Source organism: Psychrobacter sp. UBA6739, from assembly GCF_002453835.1.
Taxonomy (GTDB): Bacteria; Pseudomonadota; Gammaproteobacteria; order Pseudomonadales; family Moraxellaceae; genus Psychrobacter; species Psychrobacter immobilis_A.
This window is the reverse complement of sequence record NZ_DKHR01000053.1, coordinates 24,473-44,635: the sequence shown is the minus strand read 5'-3', so window position 1 is coordinate 44,635 and position 20,163 is coordinate 24,473. Positions and strand designations below refer to the sequence as shown.

Annotated in this window: 16 protein-coding genes and 2 tRNA genes; 9 read left to right on the top strand and 9 right to left on the bottom strand. The window is 42.6% G+C overall.

Translation table 11 applies throughout. The annotated features are described in order from the left end of the window. The first annotated feature begins 133 nt into the window (after positions 1-133). Positions 134-847 carry a GAD-like domain-containing protein gene (locus B2575_RS11330; RefSeq protein WP_296242108.1) on the top strand — a complete coding sequence of 238 codons (714 nt, stop codon included), beginning with the start codon at positions 134-136 and terminating at the stop codon, positions 845-847. Between the two features lie 258 nt (positions 848-1,105). Here B2575_RS11330 and copM read toward each other — a convergent pair whose 3' ends face one another. From copM to B2575_RS11315, 3 genes are all read right to left on the bottom strand, one after another. Beyond that, positions 1,106-1,840: a CopM family metallochaperone gene (gene copM, locus B2575_RS11325; RefSeq protein ID WP_296242106.1), complete on the bottom strand. Its 735-nt coding sequence runs from the start codon at positions 1,838-1,840 to the stop codon at positions 1,106-1,108. A gap of 125 nt (positions 1,841-1,965) precedes the next feature. Next, positions 1,966-2,433, bottom strand: coding sequence for a DUF305 domain-containing protein (locus B2575_RS11320; RefSeq protein WP_296242104.1), 468 nt, complete (start codon positions 2,431-2,433; stop codon positions 1,966-1,968). Positions 2,434-2,509: 76 nt separating this feature from the next. After that, the gene (locus B2575_RS11315) at positions 2,510-3,118 is read right to left on the bottom strand and encodes a DUF411 domain-containing protein (protein ID WP_238035238.1); all 609 of its coding nucleotides are present in this window, start codon (positions 3,116-3,118) and stop codon (positions 2,510-2,512) included. Between the two features lie 206 nt (positions 3,119-3,324). Here B2575_RS11315 and B2575_RS11310 point away from each other — a divergent pair, with 206 nt between their 5' ends. Further along, entirely contained in the window at positions 3,325-4,092 is a 768-nt protein-coding gene (locus B2575_RS11310; RefSeq protein ID WP_296242103.1) for a heavy metal response regulator transcription factor, read from the top strand. Between the two features lies 1 nt (position 4,093). Further along, positions 4,094-5,575: an ATP-binding protein gene (locus B2575_RS11305; protein ID WP_296242102.1), complete on the top strand. Its 1,482-nt coding sequence runs from the start codon at positions 4,094-4,096 to the stop codon at positions 5,573-5,575. Positions 5,576-5,861: 286 nt separating this feature from the next. On the opposite strand, the gene B2575_RS11300 is transcribed toward B2575_RS11305, so the two are convergent. From B2575_RS11300 to msrB, 4 genes are all read right to left on the bottom strand, one after another. Continuing rightward, a tRNA-Asp gene (locus B2575_RS11300) sits at positions 5,862-5,938 on the bottom strand. Positions 5,939-5,989: 51 nt separating this feature from the next. After that, positions 5,990-6,065: transfer RNA gene (locus B2575_RS11295), tRNA-Val, on the bottom strand. Between the two features lie 304 nt (positions 6,066-6,369). Beyond that, positions 6,370-6,855 (bottom strand): glutathione peroxidase, encoded by a 486-nt coding sequence (locus B2575_RS11290; RefSeq protein ID WP_045451216.1) that lies wholly within the window; start codon positions 6,853-6,855, stop codon positions 6,370-6,372. Positions 6,856-7,006: 151 nt separating this feature from the next. After that, complete coding sequence (msrB, locus tag B2575_RS11285; RefSeq protein ID WP_045451213.1) at positions 7,007-7,432, bottom strand: peptide-methionine (R)-S-oxide reductase MsrB; 426 nt, start codon at positions 7,430-7,432, stop codon at positions 7,007-7,009. A gap of 649 nt (positions 7,433-8,081) precedes the next feature. Between msrB and B2575_RS11280 the strand changes: the two genes are divergently transcribed. Next, positions 8,082-9,725 (top strand): aminotransferase class I/II-fold pyridoxal phosphate-dependent enzyme, encoded by a 1,644-nt coding sequence (locus B2575_RS11280; RefSeq protein ID WP_413786955.1) that lies wholly within the window; start codon positions 8,082-8,084, stop codon positions 9,723-9,725. 120 nt (positions 9,726-9,845) lie between these two features. Here B2575_RS11280 and B2575_RS11275 read toward each other — a convergent pair whose 3' ends face one another. Next, the gene (locus B2575_RS11275) at positions 9,846-11,453 is read right to left on the bottom strand and encodes an inorganic phosphate transporter (protein ID WP_045448242.1); all 1,608 of its coding nucleotides are present in this window, start codon (positions 11,451-11,453) and stop codon (positions 9,846-9,848) included. A 608-nt stretch (positions 11,454-12,061) separates the two neighbouring features. Further along, positions 12,062-13,690 carry an ATPase gene (locus tag B2575_RS11270; RefSeq protein WP_296242099.1) on the bottom strand — a complete coding sequence of 543 codons (1,629 nt, stop codon included), beginning with the start codon at positions 13,688-13,690 and terminating at the stop codon, positions 12,062-12,064. 253 nt (positions 13,691-13,943) lie between these two features. Between B2575_RS11270 and B2575_RS11265 the strand changes: the two genes are divergently transcribed. The 5 genes from B2575_RS11265 to B2575_RS11245 all read left to right on the top strand — a co-directional run bounded on the left by B2575_RS11265 (position 13,944) and on the right by B2575_RS11245 (position 20,119). Next, positions 13,944-14,654, top strand: a complete 711-nt coding sequence (locus B2575_RS11265) for an FFLEELY motif protein (RefSeq protein ID WP_296242097.1) — start codon at positions 13,944-13,946, stop codon at positions 14,652-14,654. A gap of 81 nt (positions 14,655-14,735) precedes the next feature. Beyond that, positions 14,736-15,896, top strand: coding sequence for a bifunctional demethylmenaquinone methyltransferase/2-methoxy-6-polyprenyl-1,4-benzoquinol methylase UbiE (gene ubiE, locus B2575_RS11260; RefSeq protein WP_045451207.1), 1,161 nt, complete (start codon positions 14,736-14,738; stop codon positions 15,894-15,896). Positions 15,897-16,014: 118 nt separating this feature from the next. Continuing rightward, positions 16,015-16,719 (top strand): ubiquinone biosynthesis accessory factor UbiJ, encoded by a 705-nt coding sequence (locus tag B2575_RS11255; protein ID WP_201605006.1) that lies wholly within the window; start codon positions 16,015-16,017, stop codon positions 16,717-16,719. Between the two features lie 137 nt (positions 16,720-16,856). Beyond that, entirely contained in the window at positions 16,857-18,518 is a 1,662-nt protein-coding gene (locus B2575_RS11250; RefSeq protein ID WP_296242095.1) for an ABC1 kinase family protein, read from the top strand. A 185-nt stretch (positions 18,519-18,703) separates the two neighbouring features. Next, entirely contained in the window at positions 18,704-20,119 is a 1,416-nt protein-coding gene (locus B2575_RS11245; protein ID WP_296242094.1) for an FAD-binding oxidoreductase, read from the top strand. The last annotated feature ends 44 nt before the right edge of the window (positions 20,120-20,163 follow it).

Genomic DNA, 20,163 nt, shown 5'->3' with positions numbered 1-20,163 from the left:
AGAGAATTAAACGACCACAGGGCAATTAATAAGGCATTAGAAAACAGTAATAATAAATAGCAAGCCAACACCTACCAACAAATATCATTGACACTGATTAATATGTACAAGTAAACATCTAAAGGATAGAAAAATGAGTCACTTTATTATAGACGAAGGATTTGATTACTTTTTAGAAAAATTTGAACAACCCGGCTGGCAAAAACCTGTTGATCAAGCTACCTTAAGTTACTATCAGGATAAATTACCTAATAGACTTCTATTCTATTGGGGGCGTTTAGGGTTTTGTCGCTTTAAAAAAGGCTTATTTTGGATAGTCAATCCAGCTGACTACGAAGAAGATCTGACTACATGGCTCGGCGATGAGGTTATGAGGCAAGATAACTATTATGTGATCGCTCGAAGTGGCTTTGGCGAATTATACGTTTGGGGTGAAAAATCAGGATTCACATTTGAAATCACTCCTACTCTAGGTTGGATATACCAAAAGAAAGGTAATGCAAAAGAAATAGCGTATGGAAAATCTAATCAAGAATTAGCTATGTTTTTTGGGTTTAAACAGATTGAATATACAGATATGGAAGACAATAACGGTAAACCACTATTTGACCGTTGCGTGAAAAAGTTTGGAGCACTTGAATACGATGAAATGTTTGGCTTTGTCCCTGCCCTTGCGATTAGTGACAATGCTTCTATCAAAAATATAGATAAGATGAATATCTTTGTACATCTCAATCTTTTACCCGACTTGATTGAAATCCAATACATAGACTTTAAGAAGTTGGGACAAATGGCATTTGGCATTGAAGATACTTCAACTTTGCCTGATTTAGATAATTTGAAATGATTCATAGTGACATAAGCCACCTTCGGGTGGTTTAAACACAGTTATATTATCCTAGCAAGTCTTACTCATATTAATGGCGTACCTAAGAGACTCAACCTTTTAAGGCTTATGGTCGACAAAGGTGGCGACGCGAATATTGATACAGACAATGGCGGAATTTTAGAGAAGATTAAAAAATATAAAGTAGAAGAAGCAGTACCTTAAGAAATATAAGACACTGCTTTTTATCTAAAATACCTCCATTCTTAAGCACTCAATTTAACTATTGTGCTTAGCTATCCAGTTTTGCATTTGCTCAATTTCAGGCTGCTGCGCGTCAATTATTTGTTGTGCCAATTGACGCATTTCTTCATTTTTGCCATACTTTAGCTGTATTTTTGCCATATCTACTGCGCCAATATGATGCGGCAACATACCACGAGCAAATGCCATATCTGGGTTAGGGTCAGCGATACCTGCCATCATTTCACTATGCATCGTATCCATACCTTTAGCATAAGCTGTCTGCATGGCTTCAGTATCAGACGTTGGCTCAGCAGCATTAGGATGGTTGGCAAGCCAGTTCTGCATTTGCTCAATTTCAGCTTTCTGAGCGTCAATAATCTCTTGTGCCAACTGACGCATTTCTGCATCCTTACCATACTTTAGCTGAATCTCTGCCATATCAACAGCACCCATATGATGACCGAGCATTCCTTGAGCAAAGGCAGCATCGGGATCGTTGTATGCCATGCCTGCCATCATCTCATCATGCATCTTAGTCATAGAGTCATTATACTCTCCATGCATGCCCGTCATCGCATCACCTGACATATCATGACCTGCATGCACATCCATCGCGCTAGTGTCTGCTTTAGCATTATTAACGGGAGCCGCCTCGTCTTTGACACTAGCCTCTGTTACCTCATTCGTCGGCTGACAAGCGCTAAGCATCATCATGGCACTGACACTAACTGCAAGCATGGCAAGACGTGAGTTTCTTATCATTTTCATGGTAGATCCTTAATTACGATCGTTTGGTAGTTATGGTTCATATAAAAACTGGCAAATCAGCTAAGATCCACCAGTTGGAAAAATCATTTAATTTATGTACTAAGAGCAGTGTGTTTTAAGGCTATTTATTCTAATGCTTCGATCAGTGCCTGCATCTCTTTAATTTCACGCTTTTGTGCTTCGATGATGTCGTCAGCAAGTTGCTGTACTCTAGGGTCTTCTATATCGGCTCTTGAGCTGGTTAAGATCGCAATTGAATGATGCGGTATCATAGCCTGCATCCAATCCACTTGATCGACGGTTGCTTGAGATCTGACGCCCCAGATACCCACGGCAAACATCAGCACACTAAGACCATAAATCATTAAGTTGACCTTAGTTTTCTTGTACATATTGCTCATAAAGGCGAGCATAATCATTGTCATGCCTGCGCCCATATATAGCGCCATATAGGCTCTGGTCTCACTAAAATAAATATGATCCCACTCATAAGTATTGAAGTACATCATGATATACATCACCACGGTAGACGTCAGAATCATGAGGGTAAACTTTACATAAGGGTTCATCTGTTTTTGCTCTGCATGATTCATCAGTCAGTCTCCATCAATGCTGCAATCAGTACTACAATAAGTAGCTGAAATTTAAAAAACTATCTAAAGTATTAACTTATAGCTGCTGCTCTGCGGACTCAATCTCAGCGTATACTTGGTTTGTGCCATCTTTATTGATTTGCATAATTTGGTATGGCATAAACTTATCTTGATATTCCATACCAGGGCTACCGACGGGCATACCCGGTACCGCCAAACCAATCGCTTGCTTTGGTGGATTTTGCAAAAACTCAGCCACATACTTGGCAGGAACATGACCTTCGATGACATAACCATCACTGGTAACGGCGGTATGGCAAGAACGCAGCTCAGCAGGCACACCGTAACGCTCTTTAAATAATGACAAGTCTGCAACATCATGGGCAGTTGTCGTTAACCCATTATCTTCTGCGTGCCCTATCCATTCTTTACAACAGCCACAATTGGCATCTTTATAGACAGTGGCTGACACGTTCTTGAGCAGGTCTGGGTTGTTGGCTGGTGTCTCTGTCACTGTTTGCCTACTCTGTATAGCGTTTGCCTCACCACTGCTGGCGTTAGCGGCATTGGCAGTAGAGGGGCTGGCATTAGAAGCATTGCTGTCAGATTGCCCACATGCTGATAATATGGCAGCAGTTAATAAGACCGCTGACCCTCGAACAAACTTAACGGTAAAAGGCATCATAGAGGCTTCTCATGGTGTTGAATATTAAAATTAGGATGTATTGAAGCCAAACTAGCATAACCACTCTGACAGTCAGATGACGCCAAGATGACAATTTTGTCATCTTCTAGACTGAGCATAGGTTTATTACCAGTATTCCTCTATGATTGATAACAATAGAGACATTTTATATTGATCTCATCCTAAATAATTGGCGCGAGTATGCTATGAAAGTATTGTTAGTCGAAGATGAGTTATCACTTGGCGACTACATTAAAAAAGGTTTAAGCGAGGCAGGTTTTATCGTTGAGCATAAAACCACAGGTTTAGATGGGTATCATGCTCTGATGACTGAGGACTTCACTGTCGTGGTGATGGATGTGATGCTGCCTGATGTCAGTGGTTTTGAGCTGGTCAGTAATTATCGCGCTGCTGGTAACACCACCCCTGTATTATTTTTGACCGCAAAAGATGACCTTAGCGACCGCATAAAAGGCTTTGAGATTGGCGGTGACGATTATCTCACTAAACCTTTTGCGTTCGCTGAGCTGTTGGTCAGAATCAAAAGCTTACTACGCCGTGCCAATCAAGCAGATTACGCCAGCACAGTGCTTCAAATCGCTGATTTAAAACTGGATATCGCTAAACGTAGCGTGCATCGAGATAAGGGTTCTATCAAATTGACGGCCAAAGAATTTGCGCTATTGCAGTTTTTACTTGAGCATCAAGGCGAAGTATTGCCCCGCTCTGTCATCGCTTCACAAGTATGGGATATGAATTTTGATAGCGATACCAATGTGATTGATGTGGCGATAAGACGCTTACGCAGTAAAATCGACGATGGCTTTGAAAATAAGCTCATTCATACCGTACGCGGTATGGGCTATAAACTAGAAGCGGACAATAGCGCCGTTACAGTCAATAATGAAACTAGAATTGATATGAGTAATGAGGCTAATAAGGTTTCTAAACTCAACCACATTGAAGTGAAATAGCATGGCATATAAATCTGAGCATCGACGCTTGTCATTACTGTGGCGCACTACCCTAGTATTAACGGTATGTGTGCTGATATCTCAAGCTTTTTTGTACATATGGATACAGCGTTCGGTTAATGATCATTTTGAACAAATGGACTCAGAGATCCTGACTCATGCTGCGTTTAATTTACGACAGTATATGACAGAGGTGACATCGGATGATCAGCGCTCTAACAACCTTGCCGACCCTGCTCATCTCGCCAATACAGCATCATCCGTGATAGATATCTTTCGACCAGATTATGAAGTCAAAACAATTATCACTGACCATAATGGACATGTCATTAATAGTCAGCCAAAGGATTTTATTGATAAACTCAATGACTCCCAATTGGTCGAAAAACTATGGCAGCAGCACCGCGATCAACCCTTTGACTTGCAGCTTAATCATCGTCATTATCGCGCGCTGGTCATTGAGCACTCTAATCGCTTGGCATTAATCGCGCTACCGATTGATGTGCATCATCAATACCTTGCCCAGTTTAATCGCCATCTTATTCTGATACTTATTGCGATCACTTTTATCTTAGTATCAGTGGCGGCTTTTAGCGTCTATTTAGGATTCGCCCCCTTAGCGACCATCAGTCAAAAAATGGCACGTATCAACGCCGAGCAGTTAGACGATAGAATCATCGTCTCTGAAATGCCAAGCGAGCTGCGACCATTGGCTGACGCTTATAATGCCATGATGGATAAACTCGAACATAACTTTGCCTCATTATCACAGTTTTCAGATGACATTGCTCACGAACTGCGCACACCACTGGCAACATTAAGTACTCAAACTCAAGTGATGCTCAGTAAACCTAGAGACCATCAAGAATATGTCGAGCAGCTACATCATCAACACGACACGCTCAAGCAACTATCCCTGCTAATTAACAATATGCTATTGCTGGCAAAAACTCAAAAAGGTCTTTACGATTCACAACGTCATCTTGTCGATACTGACTCACTGATAATTAAGCTCATCGATTATTTTGAGCTGATAGCCGAAGAGCGCGGTATCTCTTTTGAGAAAAAAGGGGCATTTGATGTGGTATTAGGGGATGAGAGCTTGTTACAAAGGCTGTTTGCCAACTTGATATCCAATGCGGTTTACTACGCCGCCAGCGACAGTATCATTACTATTACCGCCGTTTCTAAGACTGCTAGCCTCATAAAACATAACGCTCACGCCCTTAGAGAAACGGCTCAGCAGCCCTCGCTAAACATCACCATCACTAATCGCTTGCAGACGCCTCTAACTCAGGCGGAAGCAGATAGACTGTTTGAACGCTTTTATCGTCATGACAAATCCAATAATCAGCACTCGGGCACAGGACTAGGATTGGCCATCGTACAAGCAATCGTCAATGCCCATAACGGCAAAGTCAGTATTACCATTAAGGATGAGTATTACTTTCAAGTTAACGTACAGTTATTAAAAGAATCATAGGACGTGTTTAATCGAGAATAGTCACCGTTTGGTCACCGAGCAGGTGGTCAGCAAGGAGGTGATCAGCGATTTTCAAAAGATAGAATGTATGCAACCAAACTTATAGAGAATACTTTATCTAAGATAGACTAGTCCCTAAGAGTTGATAAGGGAAAAAAAGCCAACCTTTATAGATAAAGGCCGTAAGAAGAATTTTAGACACAAAAAAACCCCAAACAAAATTATGTTTGAGGCGAAACTTGCTTAAACTCGAGAGTTTAAATTTGTTTTAGCTTTTTACTAAATATGGCGCAGCGGACGGGACTCGAACCCGCGACCCCCGGCGTGACAGGCCGGTATTCTAACCAACTGAACTACCGCTGCTTAGGTCGTCTTAGCATCTTCTCTTATTACAGAGACACTCGCTAAAAAGAGTGGTGGGTGATGACGGATTCGAACCGCCGACATTCTGCGTGTAAGGCAGACGCTCTACCAACTGAGCTAATCACCCTGAGAAGCGTTAAAAAATTGCACTGCAATTTTAGCTTCGTAAGTTAAAATTCCTTAAAAGGAATTTTATAGAAAGTTTAATCTTTAAAGTTGTCACGCTTTAAGTCAGTAAAAATTCTAACAACATTGAACCTAATTAAGTCCCCTTGCTGTGGGTGTGTATTATATAGATTTACACATGGCTGTCAAACAGTATTTTCATTTTTTTAACCTATTTTATAGGTTTTTATTTATTAATCTGACAAGCCTATGTTTTCATTGGATTTATATTTTTATAAAAAACCAATAAATTTTCAAGCATGACCCTATTTACTGGCTAATGCTTGTTCGATATCCATTTTTATGGCTTCTGGTTTGGTGGTTGGCGCATAGCGGTCAATGACCTGTCCATCTTTACCAATTAAAAACTTAGTAAAATTCCATTTGATACCGTCTGTTAATACGCCACCCTTTTGCTCTTTGAGCCAATCAAAAATAGGATGAGCGTCTTTGCCATTGACATCAACCTTCGCCATCATTGGGAAACTGACACCATAGTTCTTTTGACAAAATGCGCCAATCTCCTCATTACTGCCTGGATCTTGCCCGCCAAATTGATTACAAGGGAAACCAATAACGACCAATCCTTGATCTTTATATTGCTGATATATTGCTTCTAAACCTTCAAATTGCGGCGTAAACCCACATTTGCTGGCGGTATTGACGATTAATAACATCTTACCTTGATAATCAGCAAAGGCTTGTACAGTTCCGTCCATGTGCTCAGCAGTAAAATCATAAATAGTACTCATCATTTGTCCTTAAATTGATTAATTTATTATTTTGGTTTTTTTAAGCCGTGCTCATGTCTCAATAACATTCATAGTTCTAATAACTGGCAAAGAAGCATATCGCACTTCTTTGCCATGATTCTAAAACAATTTAAGCGACTTGTTCTACCGATTACTTGTCAGATTTATCTAGATCAATAGACACAGAATTGATGCAATAGCGCATCCCCGTCGTCTCGCTTGGGCCGTCAGGGAAGACATGACCTAAATGTGCGCCGCAGTTACTACAGGTCACTTCTGTCCGCGTCATGCCCAGCGAATTATCCACATGCTCCTCGATAGCGCTGTTATCAACTCCTTGGTCAAAACTTGGCCAACCACAGCTGGCATCAAATTTATTGCTTGAGTCAAATAAGCTCGCACCGCAGCCTTTGCAGCGATAAATACCGTCATCAGTCGCATCGTTATAGACGCCCGTAAATGGGCGTTCTGTACCCTTTTCACGCATCACGTGATATTCATCAGCACTCAAACGCTCTTTCCAATCAGCTTCTGTTAATTGGCTGATCTCTTCTTGGCTAAGTTGATTGTCTTGCATAATGTATCCTTAATTTGGGTATGTATTATCTCATCCATTAGCATTAGCTTTTATCTGCTATTAACTAACACTTTATCGCCATATTTTTATAAAAACGATGGGCTTTATCTATTGTTTATCCACTCAATATTCAAGGTATACATTACAAGAAAACTATCATAAACAAGCGATAGTGTAAGGTATTGAAAAAGCTATGATAAATAAAATACAGCAAATTTTCTTAACGTATCAATGAATATAGATGTAGCCACGACAATGATTCTCTGAAAGAAGTTTGATATATAGGGCGTGTCCTCAATTCAATCGATTATCTTCTAAATGAGCTAAAAATGGCTAAATTTTGCCAAACATCGTCAAATAGCTTAGCAATATCTCGATATTATTTGCACTACTTTCCTTGTTTAACGACAATTTATCTCATTTTTATTACCATTTTTAAAATAAGGACACGCCCTAGTAGAGTAGCAATGAGGTAACTATAATACTATCAATGCAAGTTATTCTTGCATTGATAAATACATCTTCCTTAAAAACAGCTTGCATTGATACTGATAATGCAATAATATCTTGCATTAAGGCTTAATTAAAACAAATGCCTGCTTTCCTTCTCTCTATTACCAATTAATGAATAATAAAGGCTTGAATGATTATGGCTGATGACAAAAATAAAAGCACACAAGCCGAAAGACTGGTACAGCTACGTCGTGATAAAGGGCTGACTGCTGAGCAATTAGCGCAAGCCATGACCGCAGCAGGCGCAAAAGTCAGTCGCGGTGCTATCTCGAATTGGGAGCGTGGCACCAATGGCATTGTGTCATCTAAACTACCAACGCTAGCACACATTTTAGGCTGCAGCGAAGGCTATCTGTTACGCGGTGAACTAAAAAACGACAGTGATAATAATAAAGAAGTGAGTGAAAGCACTCATTCTCATAATAAGAATAGTCAAAATACGTCATCCGCTCAAACTGACAAGATGCGTGACTCCCAAACCAATCAAACAGCTACAACTCCTACTATAGATACAAACTCACAAAATAACCCTATGAGTGGTCACACTATGAACACAATAAAAAAATCGGATAAATTACAAAATGTTTGCTACGACATTCGCGGCCCGCTACTACAAACAGCCAATAAGATGGAAGCAGAAGGCAAACGTATATTAAAGCTGAACGTCGGTAACCCAGCCCCCTTTGGTTTAGAAGCCCCGCATGAGATTTTGCGCGATGTGGCAATGAATTTACCAGACGCGACCGGCTATTCCGACTCGCAAGGGATTTTTTCAGCGCGTAAAGCCGTCCTACAGTACTACCAATCAAAAGGGTTGCTATCGGCAGTTGATGTCCGTGATGTCTATTTGGGCAACGGAGTTTCTGAGCTGATTGTAATGACCATGCAGGCTTTGATGAATGATGGTGACGAAGTGCTTATCCCAATGCCGGACTACCCGCTTTGGACGGCAGCGGCGAACCTAGCTGGCGGCACAGCGGTACATTATCGCTGTAATGAAGACGACAATTGGCATCCTGATATCGAGGACATTAAATCTAAAATCACCTCTAAAACCAAAGGTATCGTGGTGATTAACCCTAATAATCCAACGGGTTCACTTTATAGTGATGAATTACTCAAACAAATTATTGAGGTCGCTAAAGCGCATGATTTAATCATCATGGCCGATGAAATTTATGATCGTATTCTTTATGATGATATGGTACACACCCCAATGAGCACCTTGACTGATGATGTGCTGGTGCTCTCATACAATGGATTATCTAAATCTCATCGTATCGCGGGATTCCGCGCAGGTTGGATGATGGTGTCTGGCAAAAAACACCATGCCACTGACTTTATCGAAGGTTTGGACATGTTAGCGTCTATGCGCTTGTGTTCCAACGTCCAAGGTCAGTATGCCATCCAAACGGCAATGGGTGGCTATCAAAGCATGAAAGAGCTCACGTCAGAGCGTGGGCGCTTATATAAGCAGCGTGAAATGGCTGTGTCACGGCTTAATGCGATCAAAGGTATCTCTTGTACCATGCCACAAGGCGCGTTTTATTGCTTTCCAAAGATGGATCCTGATATTTACCCTATCGAAGATGATATGGCATTTATGATGGATTTGCTTGTTGAAGAAAATGTATTAATGGTGCAAGGAACAGGCTTTAACTGGGATAAGCCCGATCATTTCCGCTTGGTGTTTTTGCCAAACTTACATGATTTAGAAGATGCCATGGACCGCTTAGATCGCTTCTTTGCCAAAAAACGCAAACAATTTGGTACCGAATAGACCTTAATTTGACATAAAAAAACGCTTATCGGCATGATACTGATAAGCGTTTTTTATTTGAAACTTGCTTATAAATAACGTTAAATAAGATTTAAGCAAAAACCTTAATAAGCGTACGTGTTAAAAAATATTGACCAAAATGATATAACTGATTGCAGACATTGCCGCTGCTGCAGGAAGAGTAATGATCCATGCCAAACCGATAGGTTTCATCAACGCCCAATTGGTGTCTCTATTGACAATACCGATACCAAGTACCGCGCCAACTAGCGTATGCGTACTTGAGACGGGCAGCCCCATGGTTGATGCGCCCATAACCACTGCAGCCGCAGCCAATTCAGCTGAAAAACCAGAAGCGGGATGCATTTTTGCCAAATTTGTACCAACCGTTTGAATGACTTCTTTACCAATGAACCAAAGACCAACGATAAGCGCAACACCAAAGGTCAGCATGACAGCAGGTGGTACAGCGGCTTCAGTCGCAATGCTATTGGTACGGATAACATCCATAATCGCGGCAAAAGGACCGACTGCATTGGCAATATCGTTTGAGCCATGGCTAAAGGCAAAAGCAGAGGCGGTAAAGACTTGCATCCAGCTAAACATAATAAACGTCGCTTTGGTCAAATCTTCTTTATGTTTACCGCGGATACTCTTGGTATAGATAAAGGTCGCAAGCCACACTAGCGCCGCGATCATACCCATGATTAAAAAGCCTTGCAGCGTCGTCATGCCATTATTGACATTCTTTAGACCTTTAAAGATGACCAAAGAGGCCATGACCGCGCCGCCTGCAGCCGCAATGATAGGAACCCATTGCTTCAACGCTTTTAGCGTATCAAGGTTGCTGCGTTCATTTTCAATCTCATAAAGCTGTTTATAATAATCAGTCTCTAAATCTTCAACATCGCAATCATCATCTTTGTAGATTTCTTGATCACGCAACATCGCTGACGTATAGGCAAGTTGTTCTGATTCTGTTAAACCGTCCAAAAATTCTTTGTGGTTTTGTTTTAAGGTTTTTTTGTCGCCTTTCAAAGTCGCAATGTGCGCCTCTGTTCTATCATTATATTCGATGATATTTTTCTTAATCTGTCCATATAATACATAGGACAAAACGCCGCCCAATAGCGGTGATAATACCCAAGAAATCGCGATGGTGCCAATCGTACTCCAATTCACCGTTGACAATGCCATTTCAGTACCACCTAACGTGATACCTAATACAATAGAGCTACCAACAACGCCGCCAATAATGGCGTGCGTGGTCGAAACGGGCAGACCTTTTTTGGTGGCAAATAACAGCCAAAATGCGGCAGCGATGAGCGCTGACAGCATGACATAAATGAATTGGTTGGGCGTTACTGAAAGACCATCTAAATCGACAATGCCGCTTCGAATGGTATCGGTGACTTCACCACCTGCCAGTACGGCTCCGGACACTTCAAATATCGCTGCGATACCCAACGCTTGTGGAATGGTCAATGTCCCTGCACCTACTGAGGTACCAAAGGAGTTGGCGACATCGTTACCACCAATATTGAATGCCATAAAGACACCAAAAGCAGTAGCCACAATAAATAGCGTCGTCTGTTGACGCATCGTGTAATCTAGACCCCACCACAAAAAGTAGGCGGTCATCGCAATCAGTAAAATGGCAAAAAATAGATTTATTCTCATAGAACCGACTGATTTGACTGGCTCTGTAGAACTGTTGCTAATACCCATACGTTGATACGTCCTGCGTAAGCTGATTGAAATTATAGGCGGTTGATGACATTGCGCGGCTATTAATAATGCTCGTGATAGCTTCTGACATTAATATAACGTATATGAAACGCGCAATATGCTTGCTAAAAAACGGTTTTTCTTACTGCTATCTTGGTGCTTTACCCTAGCGCTTACCTTATATTTACTCGTATTTTATTGTACGTAAAGATAGTAAATAAGGTAAAACACATCACTCAATATGTCACAAAGCCGCAAGGAATATTGCCAAATCGTCTGATTACAGCAGCTTGCGGCTTAGAGATGTCGTAGTAATAATTTTGATGCTAATAACTGCTATTGTAAGAACCTTTACCAAACTTATTAACCAGAGTGATTAAAATGTCTGTGTCAAAGGATAAAACACGCTACTCACTCAGTGAGTTTAGTGCACAGCAGGAGCTATTACGCGCCTATTATATTAAATATAAGCGCATAATGCATGATGATATTGCAAGATTTGTAACTGCCAGCATATGTGTTAGAAAACATCCTGCTGTAACGCCGCATTATACTCTCTTTCCCTGAATTTATTTAACGTTAAATATATAATAATGACCAATCGCATATCAGCTGCCACACACCGCTGATAGTTGCTTAATCGCATGATCTAAAACATCCAAACGTGCTTGACGCTTCTCATTGGTCGCGATGACGCACCACGGTGCGTACTCTGTATCGGTACGTGCCAGCATATCCGCCGCAGACTGCACATAATCCGACCATTTATCACGGTTACGCCAGTCATCGTCCGTCAGCTTAAACTGCTTGTGCGGTGTCTCCTGACGTGCCTCAAAACGTTTAAGCTGTTCTTTTTTATCGATAGCCAACCAGTATTTGATAACGATTGTCCCCGCCGCGGCTAAATCCGCCTCAAAACGATTGATTTCATCGTAAGCACGCTGCCATTCCTCATCCGTGGCAAAACCCTCAATGCGCTCAACCAAAACGCGCCCATACCAAGTCCGATCAAAAATGGCAATACGGCTGATACGGTCGGTTTGCTCGTTCGGAAGTTTGGTCCAAAAACGCCATAGATAAGGATGTTGCAGCTCATATAGCATTGGCGCACTGATATTATAAATTTGATACTCGCGTGGGTCGAGCGGCGCCACCAATCTTTTGATCGCGCCACCTTTGCCAGAAGCGTCCATTCCTTCAAAGGCAAAAACGATATGACGCCCTTTGCGCGCACGCAGCAACTGGGCAAGGCGAACTTGTTTTTCTACCAACGCATCACGGTAGTCCGACTTATCAATCTCTGCATCATCGATATCTTTTAAAAATTTAGGAATTTTTACAGGTTCAAACTTTGCTGATTTGAGTGCTTGCTGAGCTTGCTTCTTAGCCTTTGATTTATCAGAGATTTTTACTGTATTTTTTTTACTATTCATTAGCGCGGTTTGCATCGCTTGTAGCACTTCATGGCAAAAGTGGTCAGCCGCATCTGACTTGTCATCACCATCAATGATGATCCAATCATCTTGCTGGCGTAGCAGAACGGTAGCCACTTGATTAAAGGTTTCGATAACTTTTTTACTATTCCAGTCAATTTGGTATAAAAACTGCGGATCGGCTTCATCGTCATTCAGTCGCGCTTGCAACGTTTCGATATCGACATGGAACCAGCATTTAAGCAGTCGGGTTTGATTGGCAGCTAAATCTTGTTCGAATGCTTGTAGCTTAATAAGCTGCTGCTGTAAATAGGCTTGCCATTGCGCAATCGGTAACGCTTTGTCGTTGTCTGACGTTGCCATACGCATGACGCTATAAAGCAGGTCAGCATACCAGTTGCCAAAATAAACCATTACATCGCCATGACGAGGTAACGCCTTGGTATGTGCCTGCCAAATCGGCTGATACGCTAAGGGACAATCACCAACGGTTGCCTCAACTTTAAGTAGTCGAGGATCTACCCATTGGCGCAATTGCTTGACAGCAGTGCCCTTGCCTGCCTGCTCCATACCATTGACCAATACCAATAGCCCTGTTGGTTTATTGAGGATTGGCGGCGTCTGCTGCCGCGTTGCTCGTAGAGCATATTGGGCCGTGACCAGTGCCAATCTCAGTGCATCGTTGTCCATAGAAAACTGGCTCAGGGGATTGGGGGTTAGGCGCTCATCAACAATTTGCTCACTAAACTGTGCACTTAGCGCTTGTGGTGCGGTGGATTCAGTCGTCTTATTATTTTTGCTCATAACTGTCATCATCCTATGATTGAAAGCGTGTTAGCGTCATCATAGCATTGCAGCAATTCGGTAAATAACGCTGCTATGTAACAGTTTGACATTTGTATTCTGCTTTATTTTCTTTTAAGGTGAACACAATCTCAGACACATGCTGTAATTACGCTCTATAAATACAAAAACCAAAAGTATAAAACATGGTTTATCCTGAGCTTTTTATTCGCAACCTTTTAACCCTCTTTACTTTTATGCAGGTTTACTGACCATGGCCTCTTTAGCCGACTTACAACAACATTTGAACCGTTTTTGGGCACTGCCTTATCATGAAAATTTGGCACTAAACGATAAACTTAGTGAAGTGCAAGCTTGGCAACGAGATCGTATTCAAAACACTCATAAAACCTTGTTTGAGCAACCTCAAAATCAGCTGATGGCAGATTATTTTTTGACACAATTGTATGGCGGCGATGAGTTTAAATTATTGGCCAAACAGTTAGAACGCATTGTGCCTAAAGCACAAAAAGTTGAACGTTTTGCGCCAGCAGCGGCTTTAGAGACTGGCAGCATGGCGATACAAGCAGCTATCTTAGCGATAGAGCTAGATTTACATTTAGCTGAATGGCTATTGTCTCAAGATTTAGCCGTTAACGAAGACAGCATGCTGAACGCCTATCGCGTAGTCAATGAAGCCGACACCAGACGTATCCAAATCGGTCATTTAAAAGAGGTGTGCTATCGTACCGATAAATATATAAACTCTTTTATGTTGCAAAAAGCCTTTGCCTTGGCTAAAGGCACCGCCTACCGTTACAACTATCAGCCTTTGTATGAATTTATCGATTCAGGCTTTAAAGCGATGAAACCACTAAAAAGTGTCAGCGGCTTTATTGAACCGTTTTGTGAGCGTGAACTTGAGATTATTGACCGTGTTCATGAGACGGATAATGGCGGTAAGCCAATGACGTTTGGTGTATGATAGACGCATCATTTGCTTGGTTAGCTGCTATTTTATACCTTGCAAACCAATAATCATAAAAGTGAATAACAGGATAATGCTATGACCGATAATACCAATAACAACACCGCTCACTCTGACCAAAAGCCAGCGCTCAACACCACGACTAATGGTCACCTGCAAGATAAATTGGTCAGAGATAGCATCACCCACAATCAAAATATTACGTCACAAGTACAAGCACGTCGAAGCTATGAAACTAATACCACGCTTAATACAGGTATTGATGCTGGCGTCGAAAACAGCAAGAGAAATGACTTTACACAAGTCCAAGACCTACCAACGGGAACGCCACAAGGCCAACAAACCACTATGCCAAATAATACTACCAGTAACAATATCAGCAACAACGCTAATAGCAACCATGTAGACAATGTATCTGCACAAACACAAACCGCCAAACAAACGCTTTTTAATCAACGTGATGACATCAATAACCCACATACGCCTGATACTGACGGTAATGAAGAAACGCATTTTGGCTATAAGACTGTCAATAAAGCTGAAAAGCAAGCGCGCGTTGCCGATGTTTTTACCTCAGTTGCCAAAAAATACGACATCATGAACGACTTAATGTCATTTGGTATTCATCGACTATGGAAGCGTTATGCCATTAGCTTATCAGGCGTGCGTGCGGGTCAGCATGTGCTTGATATCGCTGGTGGTACAGGTGATTTAGCCAAAGTTTTTAGCCGTGAAGTCGGTAGAAATGGCCATGTAGTGTTATCAGATATCAATGCCGCCATGCTAGAAGTCGGTCGTGAACGCTTAATCAATGCTGGCTGCAACAACGTCGATTTTGTATTGGCCAATGCAGAAACACTCGCGCCATTCGATGACAATAGCTTTGATTTGGTCACTATCAGCTTTGGCCTACGTAATGTCACGGACAAAGACGCAGCGCTCAAATCGATGTATCGCGTGCTGAAGCCAGGTGGTCGTTTATTAATTTTGGAGTTCTCAAAACCTGTATTTGAGCCATTGTCTAAAGCCTATGATTTATACTCATTTACCGCCTTACCTATTATGGGAAAGCTGATTGCCAATGATTCTGAGAGTTATCAATACTTGGCCGAATCGATTCGTATGCATCCTGATCAACAGACGTTGAAACAAATGATGCAGCAAGCGGGCTTTGAAAATTGTGATTATCATAACTTAACGGCTGGTATTGTCGCTGTCCATCGCGGCTTTAAAGCGTAAGATTAAGTTTTGAATTACATTACATAGTAATAGACATGCCATCACGTAAAGTGGTGGCAACTGACCTTTACAAATGATGCGCTCTTTTAAGGCGCTCAACTGACTATGCGAGAGCCTTATGCTGACTGTTCTACTTTTGGCGGGTGCCGAAAAGCTGATTAACCTTGCTATTGCGAGTGATGAAATTACCAAATCAGGATTGGCACCGCTTGCTGGCAAAGTGTTGCGACTCAATATGGCCATGCCTGAGATTCGTTTGGATATTTTATTCACTCATGAGCGTTTGCGTTTTGAGCCGGTGACAACAGACAGCGTGTTTGAGCAAAGTGGCGCGATGAACGAGCACCAACAAGCCACTATGGAGCGCGCACGGATTGGTCATAGTCGCCCAGACTGTACCATTACTGTAGATAACCCAGCGCAACTGCTGAATCTGATGCGTGGCACTGAGGGCAACCTGCCTATCGCGGGTGATTACAAGGTACTCATGCAGCTCAAACAACTGGTCGCAGGTTTCGATCCAGATGTTGCAGGACAGCTTGAGCCATTTATTGGTAAGCCGATGGCCAATCAGTTGCATCTACTTATCTCACAGCTTAAAGGCAGCTGGCGCCATAGTGCCAAACGCGCTTTTGACGATGTCAGCGACTGGGCTAATGAGGTGGCAGGTAATAGTGCTCCTGATCCTATCGAGGCAGCAGAAGTAAACGATCTTAAGCAGCAACTGTTAAAGCTGCGGGCTGATGTCGAACGTGAAGAGGCCAAACTTGCTGCTATCAAAGATGAACAGACACGTTTTCTCAATAACTCGTTTCATCAATAACTGTTGTCGTCGATGATCGCTAAATTCTATTATCGACAGCACTGTTTATAGATAAGTGCAATTTATAGATAAGCACAGTTTATAAATAAGTGCAGTGCCCACCCTATTTTCGACTTTCTTTAGAGTACCCATACCTCATGCTATTATCTCATCGCGCCCGTTTACTTGAGCTTTGGCGTATCGCCGCAACTTATCGCATCGATACTCATCTTTCTATCGAAGACGCGCCACAGCTGCAACCTTTGGCGCGTTTGATTCGCCTGCATCCAGCGGCGTGGGGTAAAAAACACCAAACCAATGCGATTAAATATGCGCTTGAAGACATGGGCACGCTGTTTTTAAAGCTTGGCCAACTGCTGTCAACGCGTCGCGATTTAGTGCCGCCTGAGATTATCGAGCAATTGGTTCAGCTACAAGATAAAGTCAAACCTTTCAATTCTGATGTGGCCATTACCCAAATCCAAGACCCTAAACACGGTCTTGGTCAATCGATTGGCACCTTGTTCGCACGCTTTGATGTCAAACCTCTAGCGGCGGCTTCTATTGCCCAAGTACATACTGCTGCATTGCATGATGGTCGTGAAGTGGTGGTAAAAGTGGTGCGTCCTGATATCCGTACCACCATCATTGCTGATTTTGAGCTACTACGTGAGCTGGCCAATTGGGCATCAGCGCGTATTGAAGCGGCACGTGCCATCCATATCGTCGATATTGTCGAAGACTATCGCCAAGTGATGTTAAACGAGCTGGATTTGACCTTAGAGGCAGACAATACCACTCAGATGCGCAACAACTTCTTGGGTTCGGCATTGATGTATGTACCAGAAGTCTATGATTCTGCCAAAAATGTGATGGTCATGGAGCGTATCCAAGGCGTTCCTATCTCGCAAGTTGCAGTGTTTGATCAACTTGGTTATGACCGAGCAGCACTAGCAGAAAAAGGCTTAACGATATTTTTTACCCAAGTATTCCGCGATAACTTCTTCCATGCCGATATGCATCCAGGTAATGTGTTTGTAGAGACGCCGCCGGTTAAAACACTCACCGCAGATATGGCAGCGGTTGACTTAGGGCATGAACCACGCTATATCGGACTTGATTGCGCCATCATGGGTACGCTATCAAAAGACGATCAGCTCATTGTGGCACGCATGCTGTTGGCGGTGATGAATAACAACTTTACGGCGATGGTTGATATCGTCAGTAGAGCTGGCTGGATTCCACCAAATACAGACAAGCATGCCTTGATGCGCGATATGAAACGCACGGTTGGTCCAATGCTACAAAAGTCTATCAATGATATCGACTTTGCTGGTGTTTTAATGCAAATTTTAGATATCGCCCGTCGTCACCATATGAGTATCCCGCCGCAACTCATGCTACTACTAAAAACCTTGGTTCATGTCGAAGGGCTTGGTCGCGACTTGTATCCTGACCTTGATATCTGGTCACTTGCCAAGCCGATTTTAAGCAGCTGGATTAAAGAGCAGCTCGATCCGATGCGTAATTTGCAACACTTGCGTCAGCAGTTACCAGAGATTTTATTATCGACCACTGATATTCCAAAGCTACTGGATCAAGGCTTACAAAGCCTTGCTTCTCAAGGATCACGCCAAGACAGTCAACTGCGAGAAATACAACAAATTCGTGCGGATATGCTTAATGATCGACGCCGAGATTGGCTAGCACTGTCAGGTTTTGCCATTTTCATTGCCATTGCAACACAGGTTGTTGGCTGGCTCTCGCCTATCTTTTATATATTGGCTATTTTGGTTGTCGTTTGGCGTATTTTAGCCTAACGCTTTGTTACTTTTAATAAAAATAAGTATTGGTTAATAGCCATTACTATCTAATTTTTATTCAATAAGCTCTCACTCACTTTCATTGCTTTTTAGTGACATTTAAAGTGAGTGAGAGCTTAGTTTTTACATTGTCTCATTTCTCATTGGCTCGGTAAAAAAGACACTCTGTATAGGAGTCACCCATGTCTACCTCTAAAATATCAATTGCTAAAAAAGACCACAGCGAGGCTATTGCTGCCTTACAAACCCGTTTCGGTAAACAACTTACTACCAATATAACGGTACGTGAGCAGCATGGGCATACGATGACGTGGCTTGCCAATCAGCCACCCGATGCCGTCTTGACAGTACAAGATAAGCACGAGGTAGCAGCTGCGGTGGAGATTTGCAATCAGTATCAAATGCCAGTGATTGCATTTGGTATTGGCTCATCCTTAGAAGGTCAATTAAATGCGCCATATGGTGGATTATGCATCGATATGCACGCGATGGATGCAATATTGCAGGTACATAATGAAGATCTGACGGTGACCGTACAACCAGGCGTCACACGTGAGCAGCTCAATCACTATTTACGTGATACAGGACTGTTTTTTCCAATAGATCCGGGTGCCAATGCCAGTATCGGCGGTATGGTCGCCACTCGTGCCTCAGGCACCAATGCGGTACGCTATGGCACGATGAAAGACGTGGTACTGGCGCTTGAGATAGTCACCGCTAGTGGAGAGATTGTCCGCACTGGTACCCGTGCCAAAAAATCTGCCGCGGGCTATGATTTAACCCGACTGATGATAGGCTCAGAAGGGACACTTGGTGTTGTTACTGAGGTAACGCTCAAATTATTCGGAATTAGCGAATGTATCGGCAGTGGTATTTGTCATTTTCCAACGATTGAAGAGGCTTGTCAGGCGGTGATGCTGACCATTCAAATGTGTTTGCCGATTGCGCGGATTGAGCTGCTTGATGCCATGCAAATCAAAGCCTGTAATCAATATGCCAACCTTGACTTAACTGAGACCCCAACGCTATTTGTAGAGTTTCATGGCACCGATGCTAGCGTCGCTGAGCAAGCAGAAATGTTTAGCGATATCATTGAAGAGTTTGGTGGTACAGACTTTGCTTGGGATACCAATGAAGCCGAACGTAAACGGCTGTGGCAAGCACGGCATAACGCTTATCATGCCAGCTCCGCCCTACGACCTGAAGCCAGCGCCTTATCAACTGATGCCTGTGTACCCATTTCGCGCTTGGCTGAATGCGTTAGCGCAACGGCAAAAGATATCGAAGCATCGGGCATGATTGGGCCTATCGTCGGACACGTAGGCGATGGGAATTTTCATGTATTATTATTGGTCGATACTGATAATCCCGAAGAAGTTGCTATCGCTGACGGCATCATCAGCCGCTTAGCCAGCCGCGCGATAGAAATGGACGGTACTTGTACCGGTGAGCATGGTATTGGACAAGGCAAGCTAAAATATATGCAGCAAGAGCACGGAAATGCATTGGGACTAATGCAAGCAATTAAATCCGCCCTTGATCCCAAAAATATTCTGAATCCTGGGAAAATATGGCCTGAAACTTTACCCACTGTTTAATGGTGCTTATAAGAGATCAAAGCCTAAAAAATGCCCCTACGTTT

Bases quoted from the DNA above. Each gene is read 5' to 3' on its own strand.
- B2575_RS11330 (WP_296242108.1), top strand. From the start codon at position 134: ATGAGTCACTTTATTATAGACGAAGGATTTGATTACTTTTTAGAAAAA.
- copM (WP_296242106.1), bottom strand. From the start codon at position 1,840: ATGAAAATGATAAGAAACTCACGTCTTGCCATGCTTGCAGTTAGTGTC.
- B2575_RS11320 (WP_296242104.1), bottom strand. From the start codon at position 2,433: ATGAATCATGCAGAGCAAAAACAGATGAACCCTTATGTAAAGTTTACC.
- B2575_RS11315 (WP_238035238.1), bottom strand. From the start codon at position 3,118: ATGATGCCTTTTACCGTTAAGTTTGTTCGAGGGTCAGCGGTCTTATTA.
- B2575_RS11310 (WP_296242103.1), top strand. From the start codon at position 3,325: ATGAAAGTATTGTTAGTCGAAGATGAGTTATCACTTGGCGACTACATT.
- B2575_RS11305 (WP_296242102.1), top strand. From the start codon at position 4,094: ATGGCATATAAATCTGAGCATCGACGCTTGTCATTACTGTGGCGCACT.
- B2575_RS11290 (WP_045451216.1), bottom strand. From the start codon at position 6,855: ATGAGTACTATTTATGATTTTACTGCTGAGCACATGGACGGAACTGTA.
- msrB (WP_045451213.1), bottom strand. From the start codon at position 7,432: ATGCAAGACAATCAACTTAGCCAAGAAGAGATCAGCCAATTAACAGAA.
- B2575_RS11280 (WP_413786955.1), top strand. From the start codon at position 8,082: ATGGCTGATGACAAAAATAAAAGCACACAAGCCGAAAGACTGGTACAG.
- B2575_RS11275 (WP_045448242.1), bottom strand. From the start codon at position 11,453: ATGGGTATTAGCAACAGTTCTACAGAGCCAGTCAAATCAGTCGGTTCT.
- B2575_RS11270 (WP_296242099.1), bottom strand. From the start codon at position 13,690: ATGAGCAAAAATAATAAGACGACTGAATCCACCGCACCACAAGCGCTA.
- B2575_RS11265 (WP_296242097.1), top strand. From the start codon at position 13,944: ATGGCCTCTTTAGCCGACTTACAACAACATTTGAACCGTTTTTGGGCA.
- ubiE (WP_045451207.1), top strand. From the start codon at position 14,736: ATGACCGATAATACCAATAACAACACCGCTCACTCTGACCAAAAGCCA.
- B2575_RS11255 (WP_201605006.1), top strand. From the start codon at position 16,015: ATGCTGACTGTTCTACTTTTGGCGGGTGCCGAAAAGCTGATTAACCTT.
- B2575_RS11250 (WP_296242095.1), top strand. From the start codon at position 16,857: ATGCTATTATCTCATCGCGCCCGTTTACTTGAGCTTTGGCGTATCGCC.
- B2575_RS11245 (WP_296242094.1), top strand. From the start codon at position 18,704: ATGTCTACCTCTAAAATATCAATTGCTAAAAAAGACCACAGCGAGGCT.